Annotated in this window: 22 protein-coding genes; 20 read left to right on the top strand and 2 right to left on the bottom strand. The window is 43.7% G+C overall.

Annotation, left to right across the window (positions count from 1 at the left end; genetic code table 11):
• Positions 1–3: 3 nt before the first annotated feature.
• Positions 4–2,337, top strand: a complete 2,334-nt coding sequence (locus H0W44_04530) for a DUF1631 family protein (GenBank protein ID MBA3581702.1) — start codon at positions 4–6, stop codon at positions 2,335–2,337.
• A 107-nt stretch (positions 2,338–2,444) separates the two neighbouring features.
• Here H0W44_04530 and H0W44_04525 read toward each other — a convergent pair whose 3' ends face one another.
• Both H0W44_04525 and apbC read right to left on the bottom strand, forming a co-directional pair.
• Entirely contained in the window at positions 2,445–3,011 is a 567-nt protein-coding gene (locus tag H0W44_04525; GenBank protein MBA3581701.1) for a dCTP deaminase, read from the bottom strand.
• A gap of 35 nt (positions 3,012–3,046) precedes the next feature.
• The gene (gene apbC, locus H0W44_04520; protein MBA3581700.1) at positions 3,047–4,135 is read right to left on the bottom strand and encodes an iron-sulfur cluster carrier protein ApbC; all 1,089 of its coding nucleotides are present in this window, start codon (positions 4,133–4,135) and stop codon (positions 3,047–3,049) included.
• Positions 4,136–4,344: 209 nt separating this feature from the next.
• Here apbC and H0W44_04515 point away from each other — a divergent pair, with 209 nt between their 5' ends.
• From H0W44_04515 to nth, 19 genes are all read left to right on the top strand, one after another.
• Positions 4,345–5,262, top strand: a complete 918-nt coding sequence (locus tag H0W44_04515) for a dialkylresorcinol condensing enzyme (GenBank protein MBA3581699.1) — start codon at positions 4,345–4,347, stop codon at positions 5,260–5,262.
• A 78-nt stretch (positions 5,263–5,340) separates the two neighbouring features.
• Positions 5,341–6,489 carry a beta-ketoacyl-ACP synthase III gene (locus H0W44_04510; GenBank protein ID MBA3581698.1) on the top strand — a complete coding sequence of 383 codons (1,149 nt, stop codon included), beginning with the start codon at positions 5,341–5,343 and terminating at the stop codon, positions 6,487–6,489.
• Complete coding sequence (locus H0W44_04505; GenBank protein ID MBA3581697.1) at positions 6,490–6,885, top strand: hypothetical protein; 396 nt, start codon at positions 6,490–6,492, stop codon at positions 6,883–6,885.
• A 5-nt stretch (positions 6,886–6,890) separates the two neighbouring features.
• Positions 6,891–7,892, top strand: a complete 1,002-nt coding sequence (locus H0W44_04500; protein ID MBA3581696.1) for a BtrH N-terminal domain-containing protein — start codon at positions 6,891–6,893, stop codon at positions 7,890–7,892.
• Between the two features lie 4 nt (positions 7,893–7,896).
• On the top strand, positions 7,897–8,817 hold the full coding sequence (locus H0W44_04495; protein MBA3581695.1) for an ABC transporter ATP-binding protein: 921 nt from the start codon (positions 7,897–7,899) through the stop codon (positions 8,815–8,817).
• Positions 8,818–8,820: 3 nt separating this feature from the next.
• The gene (locus tag H0W44_04490) at positions 8,821–10,044 is read left to right on the top strand and encodes an ABC transporter permease (GenBank protein ID MBA3581694.1); all 1,224 of its coding nucleotides are present in this window, start codon (positions 8,821–8,823) and stop codon (positions 10,042–10,044) included.
• A 19-nt stretch (positions 10,045–10,063) separates the two neighbouring features.
• Positions 10,064–10,330 (top strand): acyl carrier protein, encoded by a 267-nt coding sequence (locus tag H0W44_04485; protein ID MBA3581693.1) that lies wholly within the window; start codon positions 10,064–10,066, stop codon positions 10,328–10,330.
• A gap of 31 nt (positions 10,331–10,361) precedes the next feature.
• On the top strand, positions 10,362–11,504 hold the full coding sequence (locus tag H0W44_04480) for a beta-ketoacyl synthase (GenBank protein ID MBA3581692.1): 1,143 nt from the start codon (positions 10,362–10,364) through the stop codon (positions 11,502–11,504).
• Positions 11,501–12,205 carry a hypothetical protein gene (locus H0W44_04475; GenBank protein ID MBA3581691.1) on the top strand — a complete coding sequence of 235 codons (705 nt, stop codon included), beginning with the start codon at positions 11,501–11,503 and terminating at the stop codon, positions 12,203–12,205. Before H0W44_04480 ends, H0W44_04475 begins: the two co-directional genes overlap by 4 nt.
• 85 nt (positions 12,206–12,290) lie before the next feature.
• Positions 12,291–14,306 carry a methionine--tRNA ligase gene (gene metG / locus H0W44_04470; GenBank protein MBA3581690.1) on the top strand — a complete coding sequence of 672 codons (2,016 nt, stop codon included), beginning with the start codon at positions 12,291–12,293 and terminating at the stop codon, positions 14,304–14,306.
• Between the two features lie 35 nt (positions 14,307–14,341).
• Complete coding sequence (locus H0W44_04465; GenBank protein MBA3581689.1) at positions 14,342–14,938, top strand: LemA family protein; 597 nt, start codon at positions 14,342–14,344, stop codon at positions 14,936–14,938.
• A 23-nt stretch (positions 14,939–14,961) separates the two neighbouring features.
• A complete protein-coding gene (locus H0W44_04460; protein MBA3581688.1) occupies positions 14,962–16,827 on the top strand; it encodes a M48 family metallopeptidase in 1,866 nt (621 codons plus the stop codon).
• A 131-nt stretch (positions 16,828–16,958) separates the two neighbouring features.
• Positions 16,959–17,540 (top strand): electron transport complex subunit RsxA, encoded by a 582-nt coding sequence (gene rsxA, locus H0W44_04455; GenBank protein ID MBA3581687.1) that lies wholly within the window; start codon positions 16,959–16,961, stop codon positions 17,538–17,540.
• A gap of 2 nt (positions 17,541–17,542) precedes the next feature.
• Entirely contained in the window at positions 17,543–18,127 is a 585-nt protein-coding gene (gene rsxB / locus H0W44_04450; protein ID MBA3581686.1) for an electron transport complex subunit RsxB, read from the top strand.
• Between the two features lie 17 nt (positions 18,128–18,144).
• Positions 18,145–19,731 carry an electron transport complex subunit RsxC gene (gene rsxC, locus H0W44_04445; protein MBA3581685.1) on the top strand — a complete coding sequence of 529 codons (1,587 nt, stop codon included), beginning with the start codon at positions 18,145–18,147 and terminating at the stop codon, positions 19,729–19,731.
• A complete protein-coding gene (rsxD, locus tag H0W44_04440; GenBank protein MBA3581684.1) occupies positions 19,728–20,753 on the top strand; it encodes an electron transport complex subunit RsxD in 1,026 nt (341 codons plus the stop codon). Before rsxC ends, rsxD begins: the two co-directional genes overlap by 4 nt.
• Complete coding sequence (gene rsxG / locus H0W44_04435; GenBank protein MBA3581683.1) at positions 20,750–21,403, top strand: electron transport complex subunit RsxG; 654 nt, start codon at positions 20,750–20,752, stop codon at positions 21,401–21,403. The genes rsxD and rsxG overlap by 4 nt, the downstream gene beginning before the upstream one ends.
• Positions 21,400–22,056 carry an electron transport complex subunit E gene (locus H0W44_04430; protein MBA3581682.1) on the top strand — a complete coding sequence of 219 codons (657 nt, stop codon included), beginning with the start codon at positions 21,400–21,402 and terminating at the stop codon, positions 22,054–22,056. The genes rsxG and H0W44_04430 overlap by 4 nt, the downstream gene beginning before the upstream one ends.
• Positions 22,053–22,688 carry an endonuclease III gene (gene nth / locus H0W44_04425; protein ID MBA3581681.1) on the top strand — a complete coding sequence of 212 codons (636 nt, stop codon included), beginning with the start codon at positions 22,053–22,055 and terminating at the stop codon, positions 22,686–22,688. The genes H0W44_04430 and nth overlap by 4 nt, the downstream gene beginning before the upstream one ends.
• Positions 22,689–22,705 lie beyond the last annotated feature (17 nt).

Here is a 22,705-nt window from a genome sequence, read left to right as displayed (position 1 = left end):
TGAATGGCAACAAAACAGCAGACCAAACAAGAAAAAGCCTTTTTCGAAATCCGTGATTTTGCCGCAGTTCAATTCGGCAAACTGATCCAACACACCCTAGGAAAACTCAGCGGCCGTCACGATTATGCAGACGATGAAACGATCAGTCCGGACGCCGTCATCGCAGCACCAAAAACTGTTTCAGATGTAACCAGTTGGGGGCCGGCGCTCACCAAAAGTTTCATGCATCGTTATCGCGCCTTTTTAGAAGGCAGCGAACTTCCAGTAGAAAATGACCCCAATGCGTTAAATTTATCTTTAATAGAAGACGACACACTCGAAGAGTCCATCATGATCGGCGACTTAGGTGGCCGCATTCATGAAAAATACGATCCCGAAATTCGCGCCATCAAACGGGGGCTAGTACGTTTAAGCCGTGAGCTCAAACACCAACCCGAACCCGACGCGATTTTGCCACAACGGATTCTTTTATTATTCCAAGGTTTGTTAGAAGAACATGACGTTCCGCATGTGGATCGCCGATCCATTTATAAAGCATTTTCTGAGCAAGCTTTTAGTGATTTAAAAACCATTTATGCAGGCGTGCTGACGAGCTTGCAAGACAATGGTTATATTAATGAAAAAGAAAATCCGAGCTCGCCGGATTTTGAAATGATTTATCAATTCCGCATTGAGCAACAAAAACAACAAGAGAGTAGCCAACAAGCTGCCACAGCGGCTATTCCAACTGTGCAAGCTAGCGCGCAACCACCTTCATTTGCAAATCAAGCGCCTCCCGGTAGCTACGCTAACATTGCAACACCGCAAGCCTTACCGGCAGGAATGAATATTGGTAGTGGCCATGCGGGTGGTGGTTTTATCATGCCGTCCAACATCGTGCCGCTCGCGGCCGGCCAACTACAAGCCAATGCATTTCAAGACAGCGCGTTTTCGCGTTTGTTATACGATTTTTTATCCGGTAAACATCAAGGCACCAGTTCAGTACCGGATTACGATCCCAACTCACCGGCCATTGATACCGCAGACCTCATGGGCATGTTGTCCAATCTGCAAAGCAGCGCACCCGCAGGAGCCGAAGAAATTCACGATCCCGAAGCGATTGCGGCACGCATCAAAAACGATATTAAACAATTCGTTAACAGCCAAGCAAAACGCTTATCAACACCCGAATCAAATGTTATCGAATTAGTAAACCAAATCTTCATCGCCATTTTAGAAGACCCCGATCTTTCTGATCCCGTCAAAGTACAGCTCAGTCGTTTGCAAATACCGTATTTAAAAGCAGCACTACTTGATGTGACACTGCTAAAACAAGAAACGCATCCTGCGCGTTTATTGTTAAACGACATGGCGCAACTGGGCATTGGTATTGAAGACCACCAAGACCCAATCTATCAACGCCTAAAAGCTACTACCGAATATATTGTCCAAAACTTTACTGACGATTTAACGATATTTACTGAACAGTTAAATGAACTGCGTAATATTTCCACACAAGAATTACAGACTGTTTTCGCACAAGAAAATCAAACGCGGACTAAAGCGGAAAGCCAAGCGAAATTACTCTACATAAAAAAAATTGTCATTCAACAAATCCGCAAATTCTTAAAAGGCAAAGAACTGCCGAGCTTGCTACATAGCTTAGTCTTAAAAGGGTTTGCCCCTTTATTTCTACACACTCAACGTCGCTTCGGCGAAGACAGTGATGAATGGCGCGCATCGGTGGATTTATTTCGCCAAATCATAGAAAGCGCGCAACCCGGAAAATCACAAAACCAATTATCCGTTATTGTTGATCGCAAAGCGGCGGTCATCAAAAAAGCTAAACAAGCCTTAACCAAAATCCAACAAGCGCGCAGCGACACGAATTTGTTGGCGGGCTTGGAAAATTTCTACGCCGAAAAAGAACGCGAATACGACACGCTTAAATTCTCGCCGCAAGCCGATCAAGAATATGGTTTGATTGATGACAAGAGCGATCCATTTGATTACGGCGATGACGTCGGCGATATTACCTTGCAAGACGCACTGCCCACACAACCCGACATCGAAACGTTATTAGCGCAAATTCCGCCTGAACTCACGCCCGGCACCTGGTGCGAAGTTTATATGGGACGCGACAAACCTCATCGCCGCTTAAAGCTTTCCTCTGTTCTAAAAGAAACCACGCAATTAATTTTTGTTGACAGCATCGGCTCACACGCCGAGCTCAAAGACATTGCAGAATTTTTAGATGAATTAGATTGCGAGCGTTCACGAATTATTAATGAAGACAATTTATTCGATAAAGCGCTAGCAGCGGTTATAACGAATATGCAAGTGATGAGAGAAGTATAGAAATAATATTACTTCATCTAGACATTTTTTATTTCTGTAAACGCACAAATAACGTTATGTAATTCAGCATTTTTTTATTGGGATAACGCTTTCTATTAATAGACTCTTCACGTTTTTGGCAAGGTCACTCCACGTTGCCCTTGGTATTTTCCGCCACGATCTTTGTACGACACGTCACAAACTTCATCTGATTCAAAAAATAACATTTGCGCTACGCCTTCGTTAGCATAAATTTTTGCAGGCAGTGGGGTTGTATTGGAAAACTCTAAGGTCACGTGACCTTCCCATTCTGGTTCTAACGGCGTGACGTTGACGATAATGCCGCAACGCGCATAAGTAGACTTGCCTAAGCAAACCGTTAACACGCTGCGGGGTATGCGAAAATACTCAACGGTGCGAGCAAGCGCAAAAGAATTTGGCGGAATGATGCAGCAGTCGCTTTTAAAATCGACAAAACTTTTTTCATCAAATGCTTTGGGGTCCACAATGGTGCTGTTGATGTTGGTGAATACTTTAAATTCATCGGCGCAACGCACGTCGTAACCGTAACTCGATGTGCCGTAAGAAATAATTCGTTGTTCGTCACGATGCCGCACTTGACCTGCTTCAAAAGGACTAATCATATTGTGGGTTTGCGCCATGCGGCGAATCCAATGATCTGACTTTATGCTCATAACAACCTTCTGTTGTTTTATGGGTAAATAAAAAATTAATCGTTTTGAATGACAATTTTTGGAAATTTCGCTGCGTAGTCACGACCGCGACGCGATAAGCGTGCCGATACTTTGCGCGCGATGTCTCGATAAATATGCGCAATGCGACCATTCGGATCTGCAACGACGGTGGGATTACCATTATCAGCCTGTTCACGAATCTGCATCGCTAAAGGTAATTGCCCCAACAAAGTGATGCCATAATCGTGCGCCATTTTGTCACCGCCGCCGCTACCAAAAATAGCTTCTTCATGTCCGCACTGCGTGCAAATATGCAAACTCATATTTTCGACGATGCCTAACACGGGCACTTCTACTTTTTGAAACATCTTGAGTGCTTTACGCGCATCCAGTAACGCAATATCTTGCGGCGTAGTAACAATCACCGCGCCTGACACGGGAATTTTTTGTGATAACGTGAGCTGTGTATCGCCGGTGCCGGGTGGTAAATCGATAATTAAATAATCTAAATCATCCCAACGAGTATCTCGTAATAATTGTTCTAAGGCTTGACTGACCATGGGTCCGCGCCAAATCATCGGCGTGTCTTCATCCACCAAAAAACCAATCGACATCGCTTGAATGCCATGTGCATTTTTCGGCGACATGCCTTTACCATCAGTATCTGGTTTGCCGGTAATGCCCAACATTTGCGGCATTGAGGGCCCGTAAATATCAGCGTCTAAAATACCTACGCGCGCGCCTTCGGCGGCCAACGCCAATGCTAAATTAACAGCGGTAGTGGATTTACCTACGCCGCCTTTACCGGATGCAATCGCAATAATATTTTTAATATTATCGAAATGTTTTAAGGTTTTTTGTACCGCATGCGCGCTGGTTTGCCAACTCACGTCGACCACCACCGAGGCAACACCGGCCAACGCAGAAATGACGTCGCGCAGATTGCTTGCCAATTCATCGGCGTAGGTTTTAGCCGGAAAGCCTAATTGAATTTGCACCTTAATGTTGCCGTCAGCCAACTCGATATTTTTGAGCGCATGCGCGCTAACCAAATCGGTACCCAAATAAGGGTCTTGGTACTCGGCCAACACCTGCTTCACTTGTTCATAAGTTACATTTGCCATCGCGGCCACCTAAATAGGCTATTGATACGTCGGGGTCGGCATTCTACACGCTAGCTTCAGTCACAATAAGGCGTAATAAGCTTGAAATAGCGTCTATTTTGCTAGCGCGCCTCCCTTAGCATTTCGGTCCTGTACCGCTGCATGTGACCAACGGCACAACCTGCCCGTATAAAGCTGGTTATGTTGATAAAAATCTTTAAAATGCGCGCATGAAACGCGTCCTCGCTATTTATTATTCCCAAACCGGTCAATTGCATCAGGTCATGCAGCGGGTCTTGCAGCCATTAGCCGACGCTGAGGACATTAGTCTGCATGTGGAAATCATCCAACCGCAAAATCCGCCGCCATTTCCGTGGCCTATTTTGCGCTTTTTTGATGCATTTCCAGAATCCGTCTATCTCGATCCCGCGCCAATTAAACCCTTAACGTTGCAAGGCACTGAAGAGTTTGATTTGATTATCATCGGCTATCAGGTCTGGTACATCTCACCGTCTCAACCCATTACGGCATTTCTGCAAAGCCCACAAGCGGCGCAGGTATTACGCAATAAACCGGTGGTCACCGTTATCGCTTGTCGCAATATGTGGTTGATCGCGCAAGAAACCATGAAAAAACTACTATCAAATTTAGGTGCGCGCTTGTGTGCTAACATCGTGCTCACCGATCAAGGCAGTGCTATCGCCAGTTTAATTACCACCCCACGCTGGTTATTAACCGGCAAACGCAACGCTTTTTGGGGACTGCCTGCCGCCGGTATAGCCGCAGGCGATATTCAAGCGTGCGATCGATTTGGTCATGCCTTGCAGCAAGCATTACGCGCTGACAAAGAACGTGGCCCGGAAGCTTTATTGCAAAACTTAGGCGCGGTAACCGCAAAACCTGAATTATTAATCAGTGAAACCGCCGCTTTTCGGAGTTTCCGTATTTGGGGTGGCTTGATTCGGCGCATCGGTCGCGCAGGACAAAAACGCCGTTGGCCAATATTGATTGTTTATATTATTTTTTTAATTTGTTTAATTATAACCGTTGTACCACTTAGCTTATTGATACAACGTCTGCTACGTCCATTGCGCCAACAACGGCTCAAGACGTTGCGCCATTATTATGAAATGCCTTCGGGTAATTAAATACACTGAAAAAATCTACCTCCGCACTCAGCACGTATGTAACTATTTTTTTTAAATTAATTTAACGTGGTCATTATTATGGATTCTGCTGTTTATATTACGCACACCGCTAGCTTTATGCCGAACGCGCCAGTTTCTAATGATGAAATGGAACAACGTTTAGGTATTGTTAATGGCAAACCTTCGCGCGCGCGCGCTTTAGTCTTGCGCAGCAATGGAATTCGCAGTCGTCATTATGCAGTTGATGCTACTACGGGTGAATTTACTCACACGAATGCCCAATTAACCGCAGAAGCCATCCGCGCTTTTGCGCAACAAGGTCTTGATATCAATAAAATTGATTGCTTAGCTACCGGCACATCGATTGCAGATCAGTTATTGCCTAATCATGGCGTGATGGTGCATGGCGAATTAGGTCTGCCCCGTTGCGAAATTGTTTCCATGGCCGGTGTTTGTTTATCCGGAATATCCGCATTGAAATATACCTGGTTAGCCGTGCGCGCCGGCGAAGCACAATGTGCCGTAGCAACCGGTTCCGAACTCGCATCTTTACAGGCGCAAGCGCGTCATTATCAAGCCGAAAGCGAACATAATGTTGCGGCCTTACAAGAACGTCCAGAAATTGCTTTTGAAAAAGATTTTTTACGCTGGATGTTATCAGACGGTGCTGGCGCCTGTTTATTACAAAACAAACCCAACACGCAAGGTCCATCATTAAAAATTAAATGGATAGACATAATATCGCAAGCACATGTAATGCCTGCTTGTATGTATGCCGGTTGCGAACAACAAGCCGATGGCAGCATGAAAGGCTGGGCGCATTTCACGCCCGATGAATGGGCGCAACGTTCCATTTTCAGCACCAAACAAGATGTTCGTTTATTAAATGAAAACGTCATGGAACAAACAGTTGAAATACCGATGTTGCATCTGCAAACAAAACGCGGCATTCGCCCCGATGATGTCACTTGGTTTTTGCCGCATATGTCATCGGAATATTTTCGCAAACTCATTATCAAACATTTAGAAGCCGCGAATTTTCCTATTCCGCAAGAACGTTGGTTTACTAACTTAGCGACCAAAGGCAATACTGGTTCTGCCTCCGCGTATATCATGCTCGATGAATTATTTCACAGTGGCAAATTAAAAACCGGCGAAACCATTTTGATGTACATTCCCGAAAGCGGACGTTTCTCCAGCGGTTATGTTTATTTAGAGGTTGTGTAAGTGCGCGATCAGGACGTGCCTCAAGATGCGAACATCGCTTTAGGTGGACATCGAAAAGCCGTATATGCACGCGGCGCTGATGGCAACATTCATATTGTTAGTTCTAGTGGCTGGCAAGCAGAAGAAATTGTAACCCTGCAAGCAGTTGATGATTTCAAAGAAAAAGCCGCCGCTGCAAAACAAGCCTGTTTGCAAAATACCGTTTCACCATTAATGTTTCATATGTACAAGCAACGCATGGATCTCGTGTTGTTAGCGCAAAGCACGGGATTATTTCAATGGCGTATTAAACGTCACTTCCAACCACGGATTTTCAAAAAATTATCCGCCGCATTGCTGCAACGTTACGCCGACGCACTCGGCATCAGCGTTACCACTTTAACTGCACTGGACTAATATCAATGCAAACTTCCGCCGCTGATTTTGAACATCGGCAAGCCGCGCATTGCGAAAGCGGTGCGATTACTTCTTTATTACGCCATTATGGTTTAGATATTTCCGAACCTATGGCGTTTGGTTTATCCAGTAGTTTATCGTTTGCTTATCTGCCATTTATTAAAATTGCGGGGCTACCTTTAATTGCCTATCGCATGCCGCCAAAATCAATCGTTAAAGGTTTGCAAAAATCTTTAGGCGTGCGCATGCATTCTGAAACTTTTCGCAGTCCCACGAAAGGCATGGCGCGTTTAGATGAATTGTTAGCACAAGGCCAAGTGGTTGGTTTACAAACCTCCGTATTTTGGTTGCCCTATTTTCCTGAAAATATGCGCTTTCATTTTAATGCGCACAATTTAATTGTGTATGGCCGCGACGGCGATGAATATCTGATTAGCGATCCAGTAGCAGAAATGACGGTTCGATGCGCACGTGCGGATTTAGAACGTGCGCGTTTTGCCAAAGGCACCTTAGCGCCAAAAGGTTTGTTGTATTATCCAGCGCCCTTAAGCCAAGCAACTATCACCGAAAAAATGCTGCGCACGGCTATCTGGAATACGGTAAAAGTAATGCTCTACACACCGTTACCGATTATTGGTGTCAAAGGCATTCGTATGTTAGCGCGGCGCATCGCCAAACTAAAAGCCGACGATCTGACATTTAATAAAATGTACATTGGTCATATCGTGCGGATGCAAGAAGAAATTGGCACGGGCGGAGCAGGCTTTCGATTTATTTACGCCGCATTTTTACAAGAAGTAGCGAAGCTATTAAATGATCCGCGTTTTGAAAAACATGCTGATAATTTAGTTGTCATTGGTGATCAATGGCGTGAATTTGCGTTAAATGCAGCGCTCATGTGTAAAGCACGCAAAGCATTTGACGCTAGTGCATTAAGCCAACAATTAGTCGCTATTGCCGATGCTGAGAAAATTTTCTTTAACCAATTAAAACAAGATGTGAAATAAGTCTATGCTCAACATTCAAAATATTGTGCATCAATATGAGCGAGCCGATCAAGTTGCGCTTAATGACATTAATCTAACCATTGGCGCAGGCGAAATTTTTGGTCTGCTTGGACCCAATGGCGCAGGCAAAACCACTTTGTTATCTTTGTTGGCCAGCATCTTACGCGTACAACAAGGCGCCATATTGCTGGACGGCATAGCGTTGCAAATGGCAAATAAACAACAACCACGTCGTATCGCGATCGTTCCGCAACAATATGCTTTTTATCCAATGTTAACTTGTTATGAAAATTTAGCGTTTTTTGCCGGCGTTTGTGCGCTGGGCAAACACGCGACGACACGTATTGATTACTGCATCAATTTCGCGCAGTTACAACATGTGCTTAAAAAACCGGCGGAACACCTTTCCGGCGGACTAAAACGCCGATTGAATTTAGCGATCGGCTTAATCGGCGATCCTGATTATTTATTGCTCGATGAACCTACTGTCGGCATTGACCCACAATCACGCAGCTTTATTCTTGATGCTACCCGCGAATTAAAAGCCTCCGGCAAAACAGTTATTTACTCCAGTCATTACATGGAAGAAATAGAATATTTGTGTGATCGCATTGCTATTATTGATCACGGTCAAGTTATCTGCGAAGGCGAATTAAGCACTTTACTCAAGCGCAGTGCCGCTACGGTTCAAGTTACTTTTTCTCAAGCACCTGCCGAATTAATCCGCGCTCGCCTTACTCAAGAATTTAATTTAGCGCCGCTGACGCCCGCGCTTTACACGGGCAGCATTACAGATCCTGCCGATCTAAGTCATCTACTTGAAAAATTGCAACAACTCGGATTAATAGTGCAGTCTTTGCAGTATGGTCATCAATCACTGGAAAGTCTGTTCATGCAATTCACGCAACGCTCTTTACGAGACTAAGCCATGTTTACTGCTTTAATTAAAAAAGAATTCTTAATATTGTCACGTGATATGCACGGCTTAGCGGTGTTGTTTGCTATGCCTGCGGCTTTTATTTTAATTATGTCCTTAGCTTTACAAGACACTTTCCACAGTAATCGCGCCGCCGAATTAAATCGGTATGTCGTGTTAGTGGATCAGCCCAGCTCGGCCACGCAACAGTTTATCGATTTGCTTGCCACTCAACCCATCGGCGCCGCGCAAGAAAATATCTTGTCGCGCAAAGATGCCGAACAAGCGCTGCGCAGTAAAAAATTAGATTTCATCGTCATTTTAAATAAAGAGTTTGCCGCAACCTTAGCCGATCCTACCCAGCTAATTGAGCGCAGCATTATAACTATCGTCATTGATCCGGCTATTAACACTGCGCGCGTTTCTTTATTTTCAACCGTGATCCAATCAGCCTTAGCGCAATTACGTACTGAAAAAATATTGACGGCGTTTTTCCCATTAGGCATGGGCAACAACGCTAGCAAACAAGGCGGCGATGCCTATAAAAATCTTATGAACATTGAATATTTTGCGCCGAATGCTGATTCATCTTCTATTTATAAAATAAATCCTTCTTCTTCAGTACAACAAAATGTACCGGCATGGTTAGTTTTCGCCATGTTTTTTGTTGCGATACCCATGGGTACATTATTAGTTACTGAAAACAAACAAGGCACGCTGGCGCGCTTATCTAGTTTGCACATACATCCTTTAATGATGTTGTTGGCGAAAACCTTACCTTATGCGGTGATTAATCAATTACAAGCCGCAATGATGTTATTAGTTGGTATTTATCTTGTGCCATTAGCCGGCGGCGATGCGTTGCGTATTGGTAATAACTTTTTTGTATTATGGATGGTATTAACGGCGGTTAGTTTTGCTGCCGTAGGTTTTGGTTTATTAATCGCAACCTTAGCCAAAACACCCGAACAAGCTACCGTGCTTAGTGGCACTAGCAATATTTTGTTAGGCGCTATTGGTGGCGTCATGGTGCCGAAATTTGTGATGCCCGATTTTATGCAAGCCCTCACTCAAATCTCACCGATGGCGTGGGGACTAGAAGCGTCGCTTGATACTTTGTTGCGGCAAGCCACGGTAACAGATGTCGCACCGCAATTAGCCATGCTAAGCACTTTTGGTATTGTGTGCGCGTTATTTGCTACGTGGCTTTATCAACGTCGTCAATTTACTAGCTGATATTAATAGCGAAATCTTTATGAATAAATCCGAATTAATTGCTGATTTAAAAACGCTCATTTTAGAAGTGTGCGACAAACCTGCGCCAAGCGATGGCTTTCAAGATGAAGAATTATTATTTGGCCCTACCGCACGTTTGGGCTTAGATTCTTTAGATGCTCTGCAATTATCGATGGCTTTGCAAAAAAAATACGGCGTACGTTTAGCTGACAGCAAAGAAACGCGTCGCGTCTTATCATCGGTTAATAACTTAGCGGATTATTTATTATCGCTACCGCCAAAATAATCCAATTAAAATTGATTAACGCACGTCATTCATGAACACTGCACATTTTCCTGCTCACATTCGCGGCCTGAGTCACATCAGCGCCTGCGGCTTATCTTTACGTGACGCGGTCTGCACCGTGCAAAACCAACAAGCACCGCACATCGTTAGCCATCGCCTGCCACCGCCGCTAGATTACGATGCGCCTTATTACGCAATTAATTATGTAAACGCGGATTGGCAGCAACGCAAAAATTATCTGTTAACGCAGTGCCTTACTGAATGCGCTATCAGCAGTGGCCTTTCTATAGACGCACTACGCACCCACACTATTTTATTGGCCTCTTCTGCGTTAAACGTCGGCGCAGGTGAACAAAACTTTCCGCATTTACAAACGCTCAATTTATCTAGTATCGCCAATGACCTCTGCACATTATTAGATTGGCAAGGCCCCGCTTTAACCATTAGCACTGCGTGCACCTCGAGTTTAAATGCGTTGTTATTTGCGCAACGTTTAATCGCCAGTGGCGGCGCAGAACACGTCACCATTATCGGTTTAGATTTATTTAATCGCACCGCATTAGCAGGCTTTGGCGGCATGGGCTTGTTATCTGCCAACAACATGAAACCCTTCGATCAACAACGTGATGGAATGGTGTTAGGTGAAGCAGTTGCGGGAATAGTATTAAGTCGTCATCCACATCCCAACAAACCATCGTGTTTATTATTAGGCGGCGCGCAATTTTTAGACAAAGCGCATCAAACCGGTTTAAAAGAAGATGGCAGCAGTGTTATCACGTTGCTGCAACAATGTTTAGCAAACAGTGGTTTACAAAGCAGCGACATCACTTACATTAAAGCGCAAGCCAGTGGCAGCGCTTTAAATGATCTTGCTGAAGCGCAAGGTCTGGCGATGTTATTTGATACGAACACTAAAATTGCGTCATTAAAAGCTTATTTAGGACATTGTTTAGGCGCGAGTGGTTTAGCAGAGCTAACCTTGTTATTAGGCTGTGCAGAAGCAGGGTTTTTACCCGGCACGCGTGGCTTACAACACGCAGATCCATTACTGCCGCTGCAACCATTACGCGAGCACTTTTTATTAGAGAATCAAACGCACCATTTATTGTGTAATATTTTAGGGTTTGGCGGCAGCCTGAGTAGCATTGCAGTACGCATAGGGCCTAAGCAATGAAACTCATAACTTGGCATCAACATGTTTTAGCAGAACAACCTGAGCGTCGCGCCTTAGAACAACAAACAGGACTGAACTTGCGACGCACTAATCGTTTAACTGAATTACTAATTGGCGGCGCTTTAGCGTGTTTAAAAAATCAAGCACCACTGCCGCACAACACGGCGCTCATTGTGTGTTCACGACACGGCGCATTAAGTGATTGTAAAACGGCGATAAAACAAGTGATGGCGGATAACTCTCCGCCCATGCCATTTACATTAATGAATACTCAACACAATATGGCCTTGTTGCATTTAGCAAATGCCTTAGCTTTACAGCCCCAGCAAACATTATTGCTGAGCGCAACACCCTCCGCATTTGTTAATACTTTATGGCTTGCTCAACATTATCTTGATGCCTCCACTACCCAAACGGCATTAATTGGTTTTGTTGACGAAGATGGAAGTGAATCTCAAACTGGCGAATGTAGTTTTTTTTATGTCAACAATGATACGACGACAACTTCTGCCGCAACGTGGCAAATACACTGCGAAATAAAATTGGCCGCCTCTACATTGCTGGCTCACAATACCTTAGTACCGGACGATATTTGGTCAGCTTTAGCATCACCACAAACTCACATCCAGCAAGCTTATCCGCTGAGCGCGACCCAACATTGGCAGCTGACATTACAAAAAAACGCCCAACCCGCTGAATAAGGCTGCCGCGTACTACCAAAATTTGCTACTTTAGCCTTCTCTTCTTTTACTGTTTAATTATGAATCTATTATTTGTATGAACACGATGCCTCGCAAAATACTGGTAACCAGCGCTCTGCCTTACGCCAATGGCCACATTCATTTAGGCCATTTGGTCGAATATATCCAAACTGATATTTGGGTGCGCTTTCAGAAAATGCGCGGACATGATTGTTTATATGTATGCGCCGATGATGCGCACGGCACACCGATTATGTTGCGTGCGCAAAAAGAAGGTATTACCCCTGAAGCCCTGATCGAAAATTACAATATCGCGCATCGTCGTGATTTTGCCGGTTTCCATATCAACTTTGATAATTATTACTCCACTCATTCACCTGAAAATCGCGAATTCGCTAGCCTGATTTATAAAAGTCTCAAACAAGCAGGCCATATCGAAACACGCACAATTGAACAAGCCTTCGATCCAAAAGCAAATATGTTTTTGCCTGATCGTTTTATTAAAGGTGAATGTCCGCGCTGTGGTGCAAAAGATCAATACGGTGATTCATGTGAAGTCTGCGGCGCGACTTACAGTCCTACTGATTTAAAAAATCCAGTCTCTGCTATTACCGGCGTTACGCCTATCACCAAGGCATCTGAACATTATTTTTTTAAACTCGGCAATTTTGAAAAGTTTTTAAAAAAATGGACTGCGCAGCATGTGCAAAGTGAAATTGCCAACAAATTAAATGACTGGTTTGAAGATGGTTTGCAAGATTGGGATATTTCTCGTGATGCGCCTTATTTTGGTTTTGAAATTCCAGACGCGCCAGGTAAATATTTTTATGTGTGGTTAGATGCGCCGATTGGTTACATGGCCAGTTTTAAAAATTACTGCGATCAACACAATCTAAATTTTAATGAATACTGGGATCGCAATAGCACCACCGAGCTATATCATTTTATTGGCAAAGATATCGCGTATTTCCATACGCTCTTTTGGCCCGCCATGTTAGAAGGCGCCAATCTACGCTTACCAACTGCCGTGTATTGCCACGGATTTTTAACCGTTAACGGTCAAAAAATGTCTAAATCACGCGGCACTTTTATTATGGCGCAAACCTATTTACAACATTTAGAGCCCGAATATTACCGTTATTACATGGCGGCAAAATTAAGTTCGGGTGTCGATGATATTGATTTAAATTTAGAAGACTTTGTTGCGCGCATTAATAGCGACTTAGTGGGCAAACTCGTTAACATTGCTAGCCGTTGCGCAGGATTTATTAATAAGCGCTTCGATAATAAACTCGCAACCCAATTACCCGAGCCTGCACTTTTTCAACATTTTATTGCCGCTAGTGAATCTATCTCGGCCTTATATGAAGCGCGCAATTATTCACAAGCCATGCGCGAAATTATGTTGTTGGCTGACAAAGCTAACCAATATATAGATGAGAAAAAACCCTGGGTCTTAGCTAAAGATCCCGAACAATCAGAGCAAGTGCATGCAATTTGCACCCAAGGTATAAATTTATATCGTGTTTTAATTGCGTATTTAAAACCCGTGCTGCCCATGTTGTCACATGCATCTGAGCAATTCTTAAATGTACCGGCGCTGAGCTGGGCGACGGTATCGCACGCTTTATTAGATCATCGTATTAACAACTTCACGCCCTTGATGACGCGTGTCGACCCAGAGAAGATTGCCGCTATGATTGAAGACTCCAAAGAAAATTTATCGCCACAGAATACTGTCACTGCAACAGCGCTTACTAACCAACCTTTAGCAGCCGAAATCAGTATTGATGATTTTAATAAAATCGATTTGCGTGTAGCGAAGATCCTCAACGCGGAATTAGTCGAGGGCGCTGATAAATTATTAAAACTCACCGTTGATCTCGGCGGTGAAACTCGGCAGATATTTTCCGGCATTAAAGCAGCTTACGAGCCAGCCGATTTAATCGGACGACTTACAGTGGTGGTTGCAAATTTAGCGCCACGCAAAATGAAGTTTGGTTTATCAGAAGGCATGGTATTAGCAGCGGGTGCCGGCAATAAAGAAATTTTTATATTAACGCCCGATAGCGGTGCAGAGCCGGGCATGCGGATTAAATAACGAATACTATATAACCTTCATAAAGGAGTTTTATCATGTCGATTGGTGCTATTGCTTTTCCGATTATTTTTATTGTGATTATTTTATACGGCATCAGCGTCTACAATCGCTTAGTCGCTTTAAAGAATCAATTTCAAAACGCTTTTGCACAAATTGATGTGCAACTAAAACGCCGTTACGATCTTATCCCCAATCTGGTTGAAACCGCCAAAGCGTATTTAAAACACGAAAGTGGTACGTTAGAAGCCGTGATCGCGGCACGTAATCAAGCCATGGCCGGTCTTAAAGCGGCTAGCGCTAATCCGGGCGATCCTGCGGCTTTAAAACAATTGGGCGATGCCGAAGGCTCACTCGCCGGCGCGATGGGACGGTTAAATGTCGTCATGGAAGCGTATCCTGATTTAAAAGCTAATCAAAACATGATGCAAGTCAGCGAAGAATTAACCAGCACGGAAAACAAAATTTCTTTTTCGCGTCAAGCATTTAATGATGCGGTCATGGCTTACAACATTTACCGCCAAAGTTTTCCGCCGGTGTTTTTAGCTAATATGTTTGGCCACAACCAAAATGCAACATTATTAGAATTTGAAGATCGCGTGGCCATTCAAGAAGCGCCTAAGATTAGTTTTTAATTTTGCTAAGTGATTAATGATTCATGAATTTTTTTGAACAACAAGCGGCAGCTAGACGTAACACTACACGTCTAGCACTGCTATTTGTTGCGGCTATTATTTCGCTAGTCGCGCTCAGTGAATTATTAATTATAGCGCTGCTTAAATTTTCCGCAGAATCTGAGCATCCTATTACCTTATCGCTTTCTGCTTATATTGGCATCGCTGTCGGCATCTGCGTGGTTATTGCCTTAGCCAGCCTTTATAAATTCAGTGAATTAAATCAAGGCGGCAAAGCAGTTGCGTTAGCGCTAGATGGAAAATTGCTGGATCGTGCTACTAAAAATATTCACGAACGCAAATTGGTGAATGTAGTAGAAGAAATGGCTATTGCCTCTGGCACACCGGTGCCCGCCATTTATATTTTAGAAGACAAGTCCATCAATGCTTTTGCCGCGGGTTACGGCCCTCACGATGCCATCATTGGTGTTACGCGCGGCACCATGGAATTATTAAGCCGCGATGAATTACAAGGCGTAGTTGCGCATGAGTTCTCGCATATTTTTAATGGTGATATGCGCATTAATTTACGTTTAGTTGGTTTGTTATTTGGTATTTTATTTGTCGCTTTGATTGGCCAACGCTTGTTAATGAGCATGCGCTTTTCACGCTCCAAAAATAGCATGCCTGTGGTGTTAATGGGCGTTGGTTTTATGGCGATCGGTTATGGTGGATTATTGTTTGGCAACTTAATCAAAGCCGCGATTAGTCGACAACGCGAATTTTTAGCGGATGCGTCCGCCGTGCAATACACGCGCAATCCCGAAGGTATTGGTGGCGCCTTGAAAAAAATTGGCAGCGTCGGGACAGGTTCGCAATTAGTGCATGCCAACGCAGCGGAATTCAGTCATTGTTATATCGCTAGCGGCACCAGCATGAGCTTACAAGGTTTATTTGCAACGCATCCACCATTAAGCGAACGGATTCGACGTATTGATAAACGTTGGGATGGAAAATACATCAGCACTACTTCCACAATCAAACCTGATGCAACAAAATCTACTGCTCAAGACAATAAAAATTCACCGCGCGATAAACTTGCCGCGATCATACCGACGGCCGCGGTGTTGCAGCATGTGCTTGATCAAACGGGCATGCCGACTGCGGAACACGTTGCTTACGCGCATCAACTCATTGCTAACATTCCCAGCGTCTTACATACAGCCACCAATACACCCGCCGCTGCATCCGCAACACTGGTAGGACTTATGTTAGGCAGCACCGCCAGCCAACGCACAGCTAATTTAAATGTAATCGGCAATTCTTTGCCAGCGACTTTGCTCGCGCAATTAGAAAATTTGTTACCCGCATTAAACGAAACATCCATTGAACAACGCCTGCCCATTATGGAATTATGTTTAGCTGCGCTCAAAGAATTATCAGCAAGCGAAATCGATGAATTACAAAATCATTTAAAACACGCTATTAATGCCGATCAGCGTTTTGAATTATGGGAATGGGCCTTATATCGATTAATCGATCTGGGTTTACGTCAAACCAAACCTGCTGCCGTGCGGTTTAATGACATTAAAGAACTAGCCGACGATTGCGCTATTATTTTTTCTTTGCTCGCTTATCGTAATCAAGATGCAACTTTAGCCTTTCAGCAAGCCGCTAAACTTGCCGAGCTCACTATCGAATTAACACCAAAAAATTTATTACGCCATACTCAAGTAGAAACTGCTTTAACTAATTTAGCGCAGCTTAAACCGCTGGCCAAACCCAAATTTCTCAAAGCCTTATGTGCAGCAATTAATAGCGACGGCGTTGTACAAGCCGAAGAAATTGAACTATTGCGCGCCATTGCCGCAACGATTGATTGTCCAGTGCCTCCGCTAAAACCCTCATAACAGCCGCTTAAAATTTCATTAAAATCCCGTACACACATTCATTATCTCCCTCGCGGTTAGCAAAAATATCTTAAACCGCCGAGGCAGTTTTGCTATAGTCTGCCTCTGTTATTAATCGATTCCGCGCCGTTATGACCGACTATTTCCTGATTTTACTCAGTACCGTCTTAGTAAATAATATCGTCTTAATTAATTTTTTAGGCGCAGGTTCATTCATACGCGCGCCATACCCAATTAAAACAGCATTAGGCGTAGGCTTAGCGACCGCCTTGGTGTTGACCTTGTCTTCGATAGTTAATTATTTACTATATCAATATATTTTGATTCCTTTAGATCTATCCTATTTACGCACTTTAATATTTATTTTAATAATTTTAGTCATCGTGCAATCCACTGATATGGCAATACGTAAAATAAAACCTGCCTTACACGATACGCTAGGAATTTTTCTAGCTTTGATTACTACCAACTGCGCGATCTTAGGCGTCACTTTATTGAACATACAACAAGCGCAGAACTTCCTGCAGGCGGCGGTTTATGGTTTTGGTGCCGCGCTAGGATTTTTAGTGGTGTTAGTATTGTTTGCGGCAATGCACGAACGCTTAAGCGTGACTGATGCGCCTGCGCCCTTTAAAGGCGCACCGTTAACATTAATCACCGTTGGCATTATGTCATTAGCGTTTTTAGGCTTCGCTGGATTTATTAAAACCTAATTATGTGGCTATCTATTATTATTGTTAGTAGCATCATCGCGCTGATTGGCGCTTTGTTAGCGTATATGACACTTCATTTGAAAATAAAAAATAATGACCAACTCATTAATCAAATCGATGCCTTGTTACCTCAAACACAATGTGGCCAATGCTCATTCCCCGGCTGCCGTCCTTACGCTACTGCTATTACACAAGGCAATGCTGATATCAATCAATGTCCACCCGGCGGCAGCGCCACTATTAAGGCACTAGCCCATTTATTAAGTCGTGAGAGTAAACCGCTCAATCCCGCCAATGGCGTTGAAGAAAAGGTTTCGCTACTCGCTGTGATTGATGAAAACATTTGCATCGGCTGCACGCTCTGCATTAAAGCCTGTCCAGTAGATGCGATACTTGGTGCCAGCAAACAAATGCACACCGTTATCGCGCAAGAATGTACGGGCTGCAAATTATGTGTCGCGCCTTGTCCTGTCGATTGCATTCTAATGGTGCCGGTGGAAAATAATCTACCCGCGTGGCCATTTCCAACCCAACCAAAAATTATTCCTATCCATGTAGCATCTTTACACTTGCCTCATGCAAATTAACACTGAGAATAATTAGCGTGGGCGTAAACATTAAAATACCGCTTAATATTACTAAGCAAACCACGTCACATGAATTACATGGCGGTTTATATTTTGCTATTAACAATAGCGCTGCATTATCTGAACCCATCAAAACGATTAGTTTGCCGAAACGATTAATTTTACCTTTGCAACAACACAAAGGCAGCGCTGCTGTGCCGCTAGTGAAAATCGGCGATTCGGTTCTTAAAGGTCAACTGATTGCTGACACGCAAGAGGAGATGAGCATAAGATTGCACGCGCCTACTTCCGGAAAAATATTCGCCATTGAAGATTGCGCCGTATCTCATCCTTTAGGTTTAATCACGCCGTGCATGATCATCGAGCCCGATGGCGCAGAACAGTGGATCACACGCACACCGATTACAAACTTTACAGCTTTCTCCGCAACTGAGATTTTCGAAAAAATTCATAAGGCCGGAATTGTTGGTTTAGGCGGAGCGGCTTTCCCTACCGCCGTTAAACTTAATTCTTGCGCTAACAACCCCCTTCAGACATTAATTATTAATGCAATAGAATGTGAACCTTATATTTGTTGCGATGAGGCGCTGATACGTGAACACGCACACGGCATTATTGCCGGCATTCGTATTTTGCAACACGCCTTAAATGTAAAAAATTGTTTTATTGCTTTAGCCGATAACAAACCAGAAGCGTATCACGCTTTAAAATTAGCGCTACAAGAAAATAAAACCACCAATATCGAGCTCAAAATAATTCCTGCGCGTTACCCTAGCGGCGATGAGAAACAATTAATTAAAGCGTTAACTGGATTAGAAATTCCGCATGATGACTTACCGGCGGCGTTTGGATTGATGTGTCATAACGTGGCGACGGTATATGCTATCCATCGCGCTATCGAACACAATGAACCGTTGATTTCCCGCGTTGTTACTGTTTGCGGCGATGGCATACGACAAGCGCATAATATAGATGTGTTGTTCGGTACGCCTATAGAGCATTTAATTATGCATTGCGGCGGTTATCAACAAAATATTTATCAACTCATCATGGGCGGACCGATGATGGGTTTTGCATTAACTAGTGATGAACTGCCCGTTATTAAATCAACTAACTGTATTTTAGTTTACACCTCTGATCTTGAAATTGAATCTGTTGGCGAGAAAAGTTGCATTCGCTGCGGCGCCTGCGAACAAGTATGTCCAGTTAATTTATTACCACAACAATTATATTGGCACGCCAAAACACAAGACTTCGCTAAAGCTGAATCTCAGCATTTATTTGACTGCATAGAATGCGGTTGCTGCTCTTATGTATGCCCTAGCGAAATTCCTCTGGTTCAATATTATCGTTTTGCCAAAACAGAAATTACTCAGATTAATTATAACCATCAAAAATCCAATATCGCACGTGCGCGTTTTGAAGCTAGGCAAGCGCGTTTAGACGCTGAAGAACGTATTAAGCAAGAAATGTTGCAACAAAAAAAGCAAGCTTTAGAAACTCAAAAAACTACCAGCCTAGGCGCGCAAGTGGACATTCAAGCTGCATTAGCGCGTGTTAACGCTAAGAAAAAAATAGCATTTCAAAATGACGAAACCGAATGAAATTTAAAACACTTAGTTCGCCGCATATCCATTCGGGTAATCGCATTAAGCATCTTATGTTGTGGGTTATAGCCGCGCTGATTCCCGGCAGTGTCTTTATGATTTATTTTTTTGGTTGGGGCGTATTATTTAATATCGTCATTGCCAGCATGGTGGCATGCGTGGCAGAAGCTTGTGTTTTAAAGCTACGGCGACGCGCCATATTCGACACGCTACAAGATGGTTCCGCATTTGTTTGCGCGTGGTTATTAGCACTGGCTTTGCCGCCTTTAGCGCCGTGGTGGTTAACGACGGTCGGCTGCGGATTTGCCATTATATGTGGCAAACAATTATACGGTGGTTTAGGTTACAACCCGTTTAATCCTGCGATGCTGGGTTATGCAGTATTGTTAGTTTCGTTTCCCAAAGATATGAGTCAATGGATTTTGCCGCAAGGTTTAGCGCATTATCATTTATCATTTTACGAAACGTATTTAGCGGTATTCCAACAGCAATTACCGACAGCCAATTGGGATGCTATTAGCGGCGCAACGCCTTTAGACACATTAAAAACTAACGTAAATTTAAATCAATATGTTCGCCATATTGTAACTCGCCCACTCTTTGGATATGTGAGCGGTTATGGCTGGGAATTTATTTCGTTGGCGTGGTTATGCGGCGGCCTATTATTATTATGGCGACGCATTATTACGTGGCATATACCCATAAGCTTATTACTCGCACTTACGATTGTCGCCAGTATTTTTTGGTTGGTTAATGACAATGTTTATCCTTCACCACTGTTTCATATCACCGCCAGTAGCACCCTGCTCGCGGCATTTTTTATTGCAACCGATCCTGTCTCAGCTTGCACTAGCAACAAGGGCAAAATTATTTACGGCGCTGGCATTGGTATATTGATTTATTTTATTCGTACCTTTGGCGCTTATTCTGACGGCATCGCTTTTGCTGTATTACTGATGAATTCAACCGCGCCAGCGTTAGATTACTTTACCAAACCTCGCGTATTCGGCAGAACATGAAGTTTCGTATCTCGCCCATTATCATGAACAGCGCTTTTTTCAGTATCTGCGCACTATTGTCGATTAGCTTTTTGTGGTGGCTCAATAATGCAACGCAAGATCGAATCTCGCATAACCAACATGTAGCTCAGTTAAAAATATTAAATGAAATTATTCCAAACCATCGTTATGACAATGATTTACTTAACGATGTTATCGTGTTGCAAGATCCTGCTTTAGGTACTAAACAATCCGTTATCGTTCATCGCGCGCATCTAAATGAAAACCCGGTTGCTGCATTATTTTTTACCGCTGCACCGAATGGGTATGGTGGCAACATTCAACTATTGATTGGTATTAATGTTGACCATAGTCTTGCGGGCGTACGGGTCATCACGCATCGTGAAACGCGCGGCTTAGGCGATGCAATTGATATAACGCGCTCTGATTGGATCCAACAATTTAGTGGTTTAAGCTTAAACAATCCGGCAGCATCACAATGGAAAGTAAAACCAGATGGCGGCGATTTTGATGCTTTTGTAGGCGCAACTATTACACCGCGCGCCGTGGTGCTGGCGATTTACACTACTTTGCAATACGCCAAAACTCATCATGCTGTTATTTTTTCTCCTAATACTGTAATAAAAAATACAGCGGCGCGGACGCCATGACTAGCTTGATTAAAAACAAACTATGCGACGATATCTGGCATAACAATCCCGGCTTAGTACAGCTCTTAGGTTTATGCCCTTTGTTAGCGGTCAGCAATACGGCTATTACGGCTTTGGGTTTAGCGCTAGCCACTTTATTAACCTTGCTGATGTCGAATATTAGCATTTCACTTCTGCGTCATATCGTACGTCCCGAAATATGCAGGCCGGTTTTTTTATTAATCATCGCCACGGTGGTCAGCGCTATTGAATTATTGATGAATGCATTTTGGCATGAGCTGTATTTAAGCTTAGGTATTTTTGTGCCGTTGATTATTATCAATGGTATTGTCATCAGCCGCGCCGAATCATTTGCTATTAAAAACTCAACATTAGCCGCTGCCGTTGATGCTTTAAGCATGGGTGTTGGTTTTGCATTGGCGCTAGTAACACTAGGCAGTTTGCGTGAACTCATCGGGTTTGGTACTTTGTTCGCCCATGCAGGTTTGATTTTCGGTGCAGCAGCAAATGATTTTGTATTTGAGCTGAACACTGATTACCGCGGTTTCTTATTAGCAATTTTACCGCCGGGCGCTTTTATTATTTTAGGTCTATTAATCGCTGTAAAAAATATGATTGATGCGCGCATAGCTTTGCGGCTATCTAAAACATGAACGCCCGCCAACGTCGCATTATGTTTACACGTTTACGCGCTGCTAACCCTACGCCGACGACTGAATTAAATTATCAAAACTCTTTTGAATTATTAATTGCCGTTATCTTATCGGCGCAAGCGACAGATGTCGGCGTTAACAAAGCCACGGCAAAATTATTTCCCGTCGCCAATACGCCAGCAACTATTTTAAAACTCGGTGAGCGTGGTTTAAAAAAATACATTCAAACCATCGGTTTGTTTAATACCAAAGCCCGCAATATTCTAAAAACTTGCGCTTTATTATTAGAAAAACATGACGGCCAAGTGCCGGCATCTCGTGAGGCTTTGGAAGCGCTGCCTGGCGTGGGTCGTAAAACCGCCAATGTGGTGTTAAACACCGCTTTTGGTCAGCCTACCATTGCGGTTGATACACATATTTTTAGAGTAGCCAATCGCACCGGTTTAGCGCCGGGCAAAAATGTCATCGAAGTAGAGCAGCAATTAGAAAAACGTGTGCCTGTTGAATTTAAACAAGACGCGCATCACTGGCTGATCTTGCATGGTCGATATACCTGTGTCGCCCGTAAACCGCGCTGCGGTGCCTGCCTCATTGAAGATCTATGCGCTTACCCTGATAAAGCCGAAGACTAACTAGCCACTTCCGCAAC

The sequence above is a fragment of the Gammaproteobacteria bacterium genome, from assembly GCA_013817245.1.
GTDB lineage: Bacteria > Pseudomonadota > Gammaproteobacteria > HTCC5015 > HTCC5015 > JACDDA01.
Note: the sequence above shows the minus strand (reverse complement) of the source record. Positions and strands in the feature narration are given on the sequence as shown.

Excerpts from the sequence above, each read along its gene's own strand:
- H0W44_04530 (MBA3581702.1), top strand. The coding sequence starts at position 4 with ATGGCAACAAAACAGCAGACCAAACAAGAAAAAGCCTTTTTCGAAATC.
- H0W44_04525 (MBA3581701.1), bottom strand. The coding sequence starts at position 3,011 with ATGAGCATAAAGTCAGATCATTGGATTCGCCGCATGGCGCAAACCCAC.
- apbC (MBA3581700.1), bottom strand. The coding sequence starts at position 4,135 with ATGGCAAATGTAACTTATGAACAAGTGAAGCAGGTGTTGGCCGAGTAC.
- H0W44_04515 (MBA3581699.1), top strand. The coding sequence starts at position 4,345 with ATGAAACGCGTCCTCGCTATTTATTATTCCCAAACCGGTCAATTGCAT.
- H0W44_04510 (MBA3581698.1), top strand. The coding sequence starts at position 5,341 with ATGGATTCTGCTGTTTATATTACGCACACCGCTAGCTTTATGCCGAAC.
- H0W44_04500 (MBA3581696.1), top strand. The coding sequence starts at position 6,891 with ATGCAAACTTCCGCCGCTGATTTTGAACATCGGCAAGCCGCGCATTGC.
- H0W44_04495 (MBA3581695.1), top strand. The coding sequence starts at position 7,897 with ATGCTCAACATTCAAAATATTGTGCATCAATATGAGCGAGCCGATCAA.
- H0W44_04490 (MBA3581694.1), top strand. The coding sequence starts at position 8,821 with ATGTTTACTGCTTTAATTAAAAAAGAATTCTTAATATTGTCACGTGAT.
- H0W44_04485 (MBA3581693.1), top strand. The coding sequence starts at position 10,064 with ATGAATAAATCCGAATTAATTGCTGATTTAAAAACGCTCATTTTAGAA.
- H0W44_04480 (MBA3581692.1), top strand. The coding sequence starts at position 10,362 with ATGAACACTGCACATTTTCCTGCTCACATTCGCGGCCTGAGTCACATC.
- H0W44_04475 (MBA3581691.1), top strand. The coding sequence starts at position 11,501 with ATGAAACTCATAACTTGGCATCAACATGTTTTAGCAGAACAACCTGAG.
- metG (MBA3581690.1), top strand. The coding sequence starts at position 12,291 with ATGCCTCGCAAAATACTGGTAACCAGCGCTCTGCCTTACGCCAATGGC.
- H0W44_04465 (MBA3581689.1), top strand. The coding sequence starts at position 14,342 with ATGTCGATTGGTGCTATTGCTTTTCCGATTATTTTTATTGTGATTATT.
- H0W44_04460 (MBA3581688.1), top strand. The coding sequence starts at position 14,962 with ATGAATTTTTTTGAACAACAAGCGGCAGCTAGACGTAACACTACACGT.
- rsxA (MBA3581687.1), top strand. The coding sequence starts at position 16,959 with ATGACCGACTATTTCCTGATTTTACTCAGTACCGTCTTAGTAAATAAT.
- rsxB (MBA3581686.1), top strand. The coding sequence starts at position 17,543 with ATGTGGCTATCTATTATTATTGTTAGTAGCATCATCGCGCTGATTGGC.
- rsxD (MBA3581684.1), top strand. The coding sequence starts at position 19,728 with ATGAAATTTAAAACACTTAGTTCGCCGCATATCCATTCGGGTAATCGC.
- rsxG (MBA3581683.1), top strand. The coding sequence starts at position 20,750 with ATGAAGTTTCGTATCTCGCCCATTATCATGAACAGCGCTTTTTTCAGT.
- H0W44_04430 (MBA3581682.1), top strand. The coding sequence starts at position 21,400 with ATGACTAGCTTGATTAAAAACAAACTATGCGACGATATCTGGCATAAC.
- nth (MBA3581681.1), top strand. The coding sequence starts at position 22,053 with ATGAACGCCCGCCAACGTCGCATTATGTTTACACGTTTACGCGCTGCT.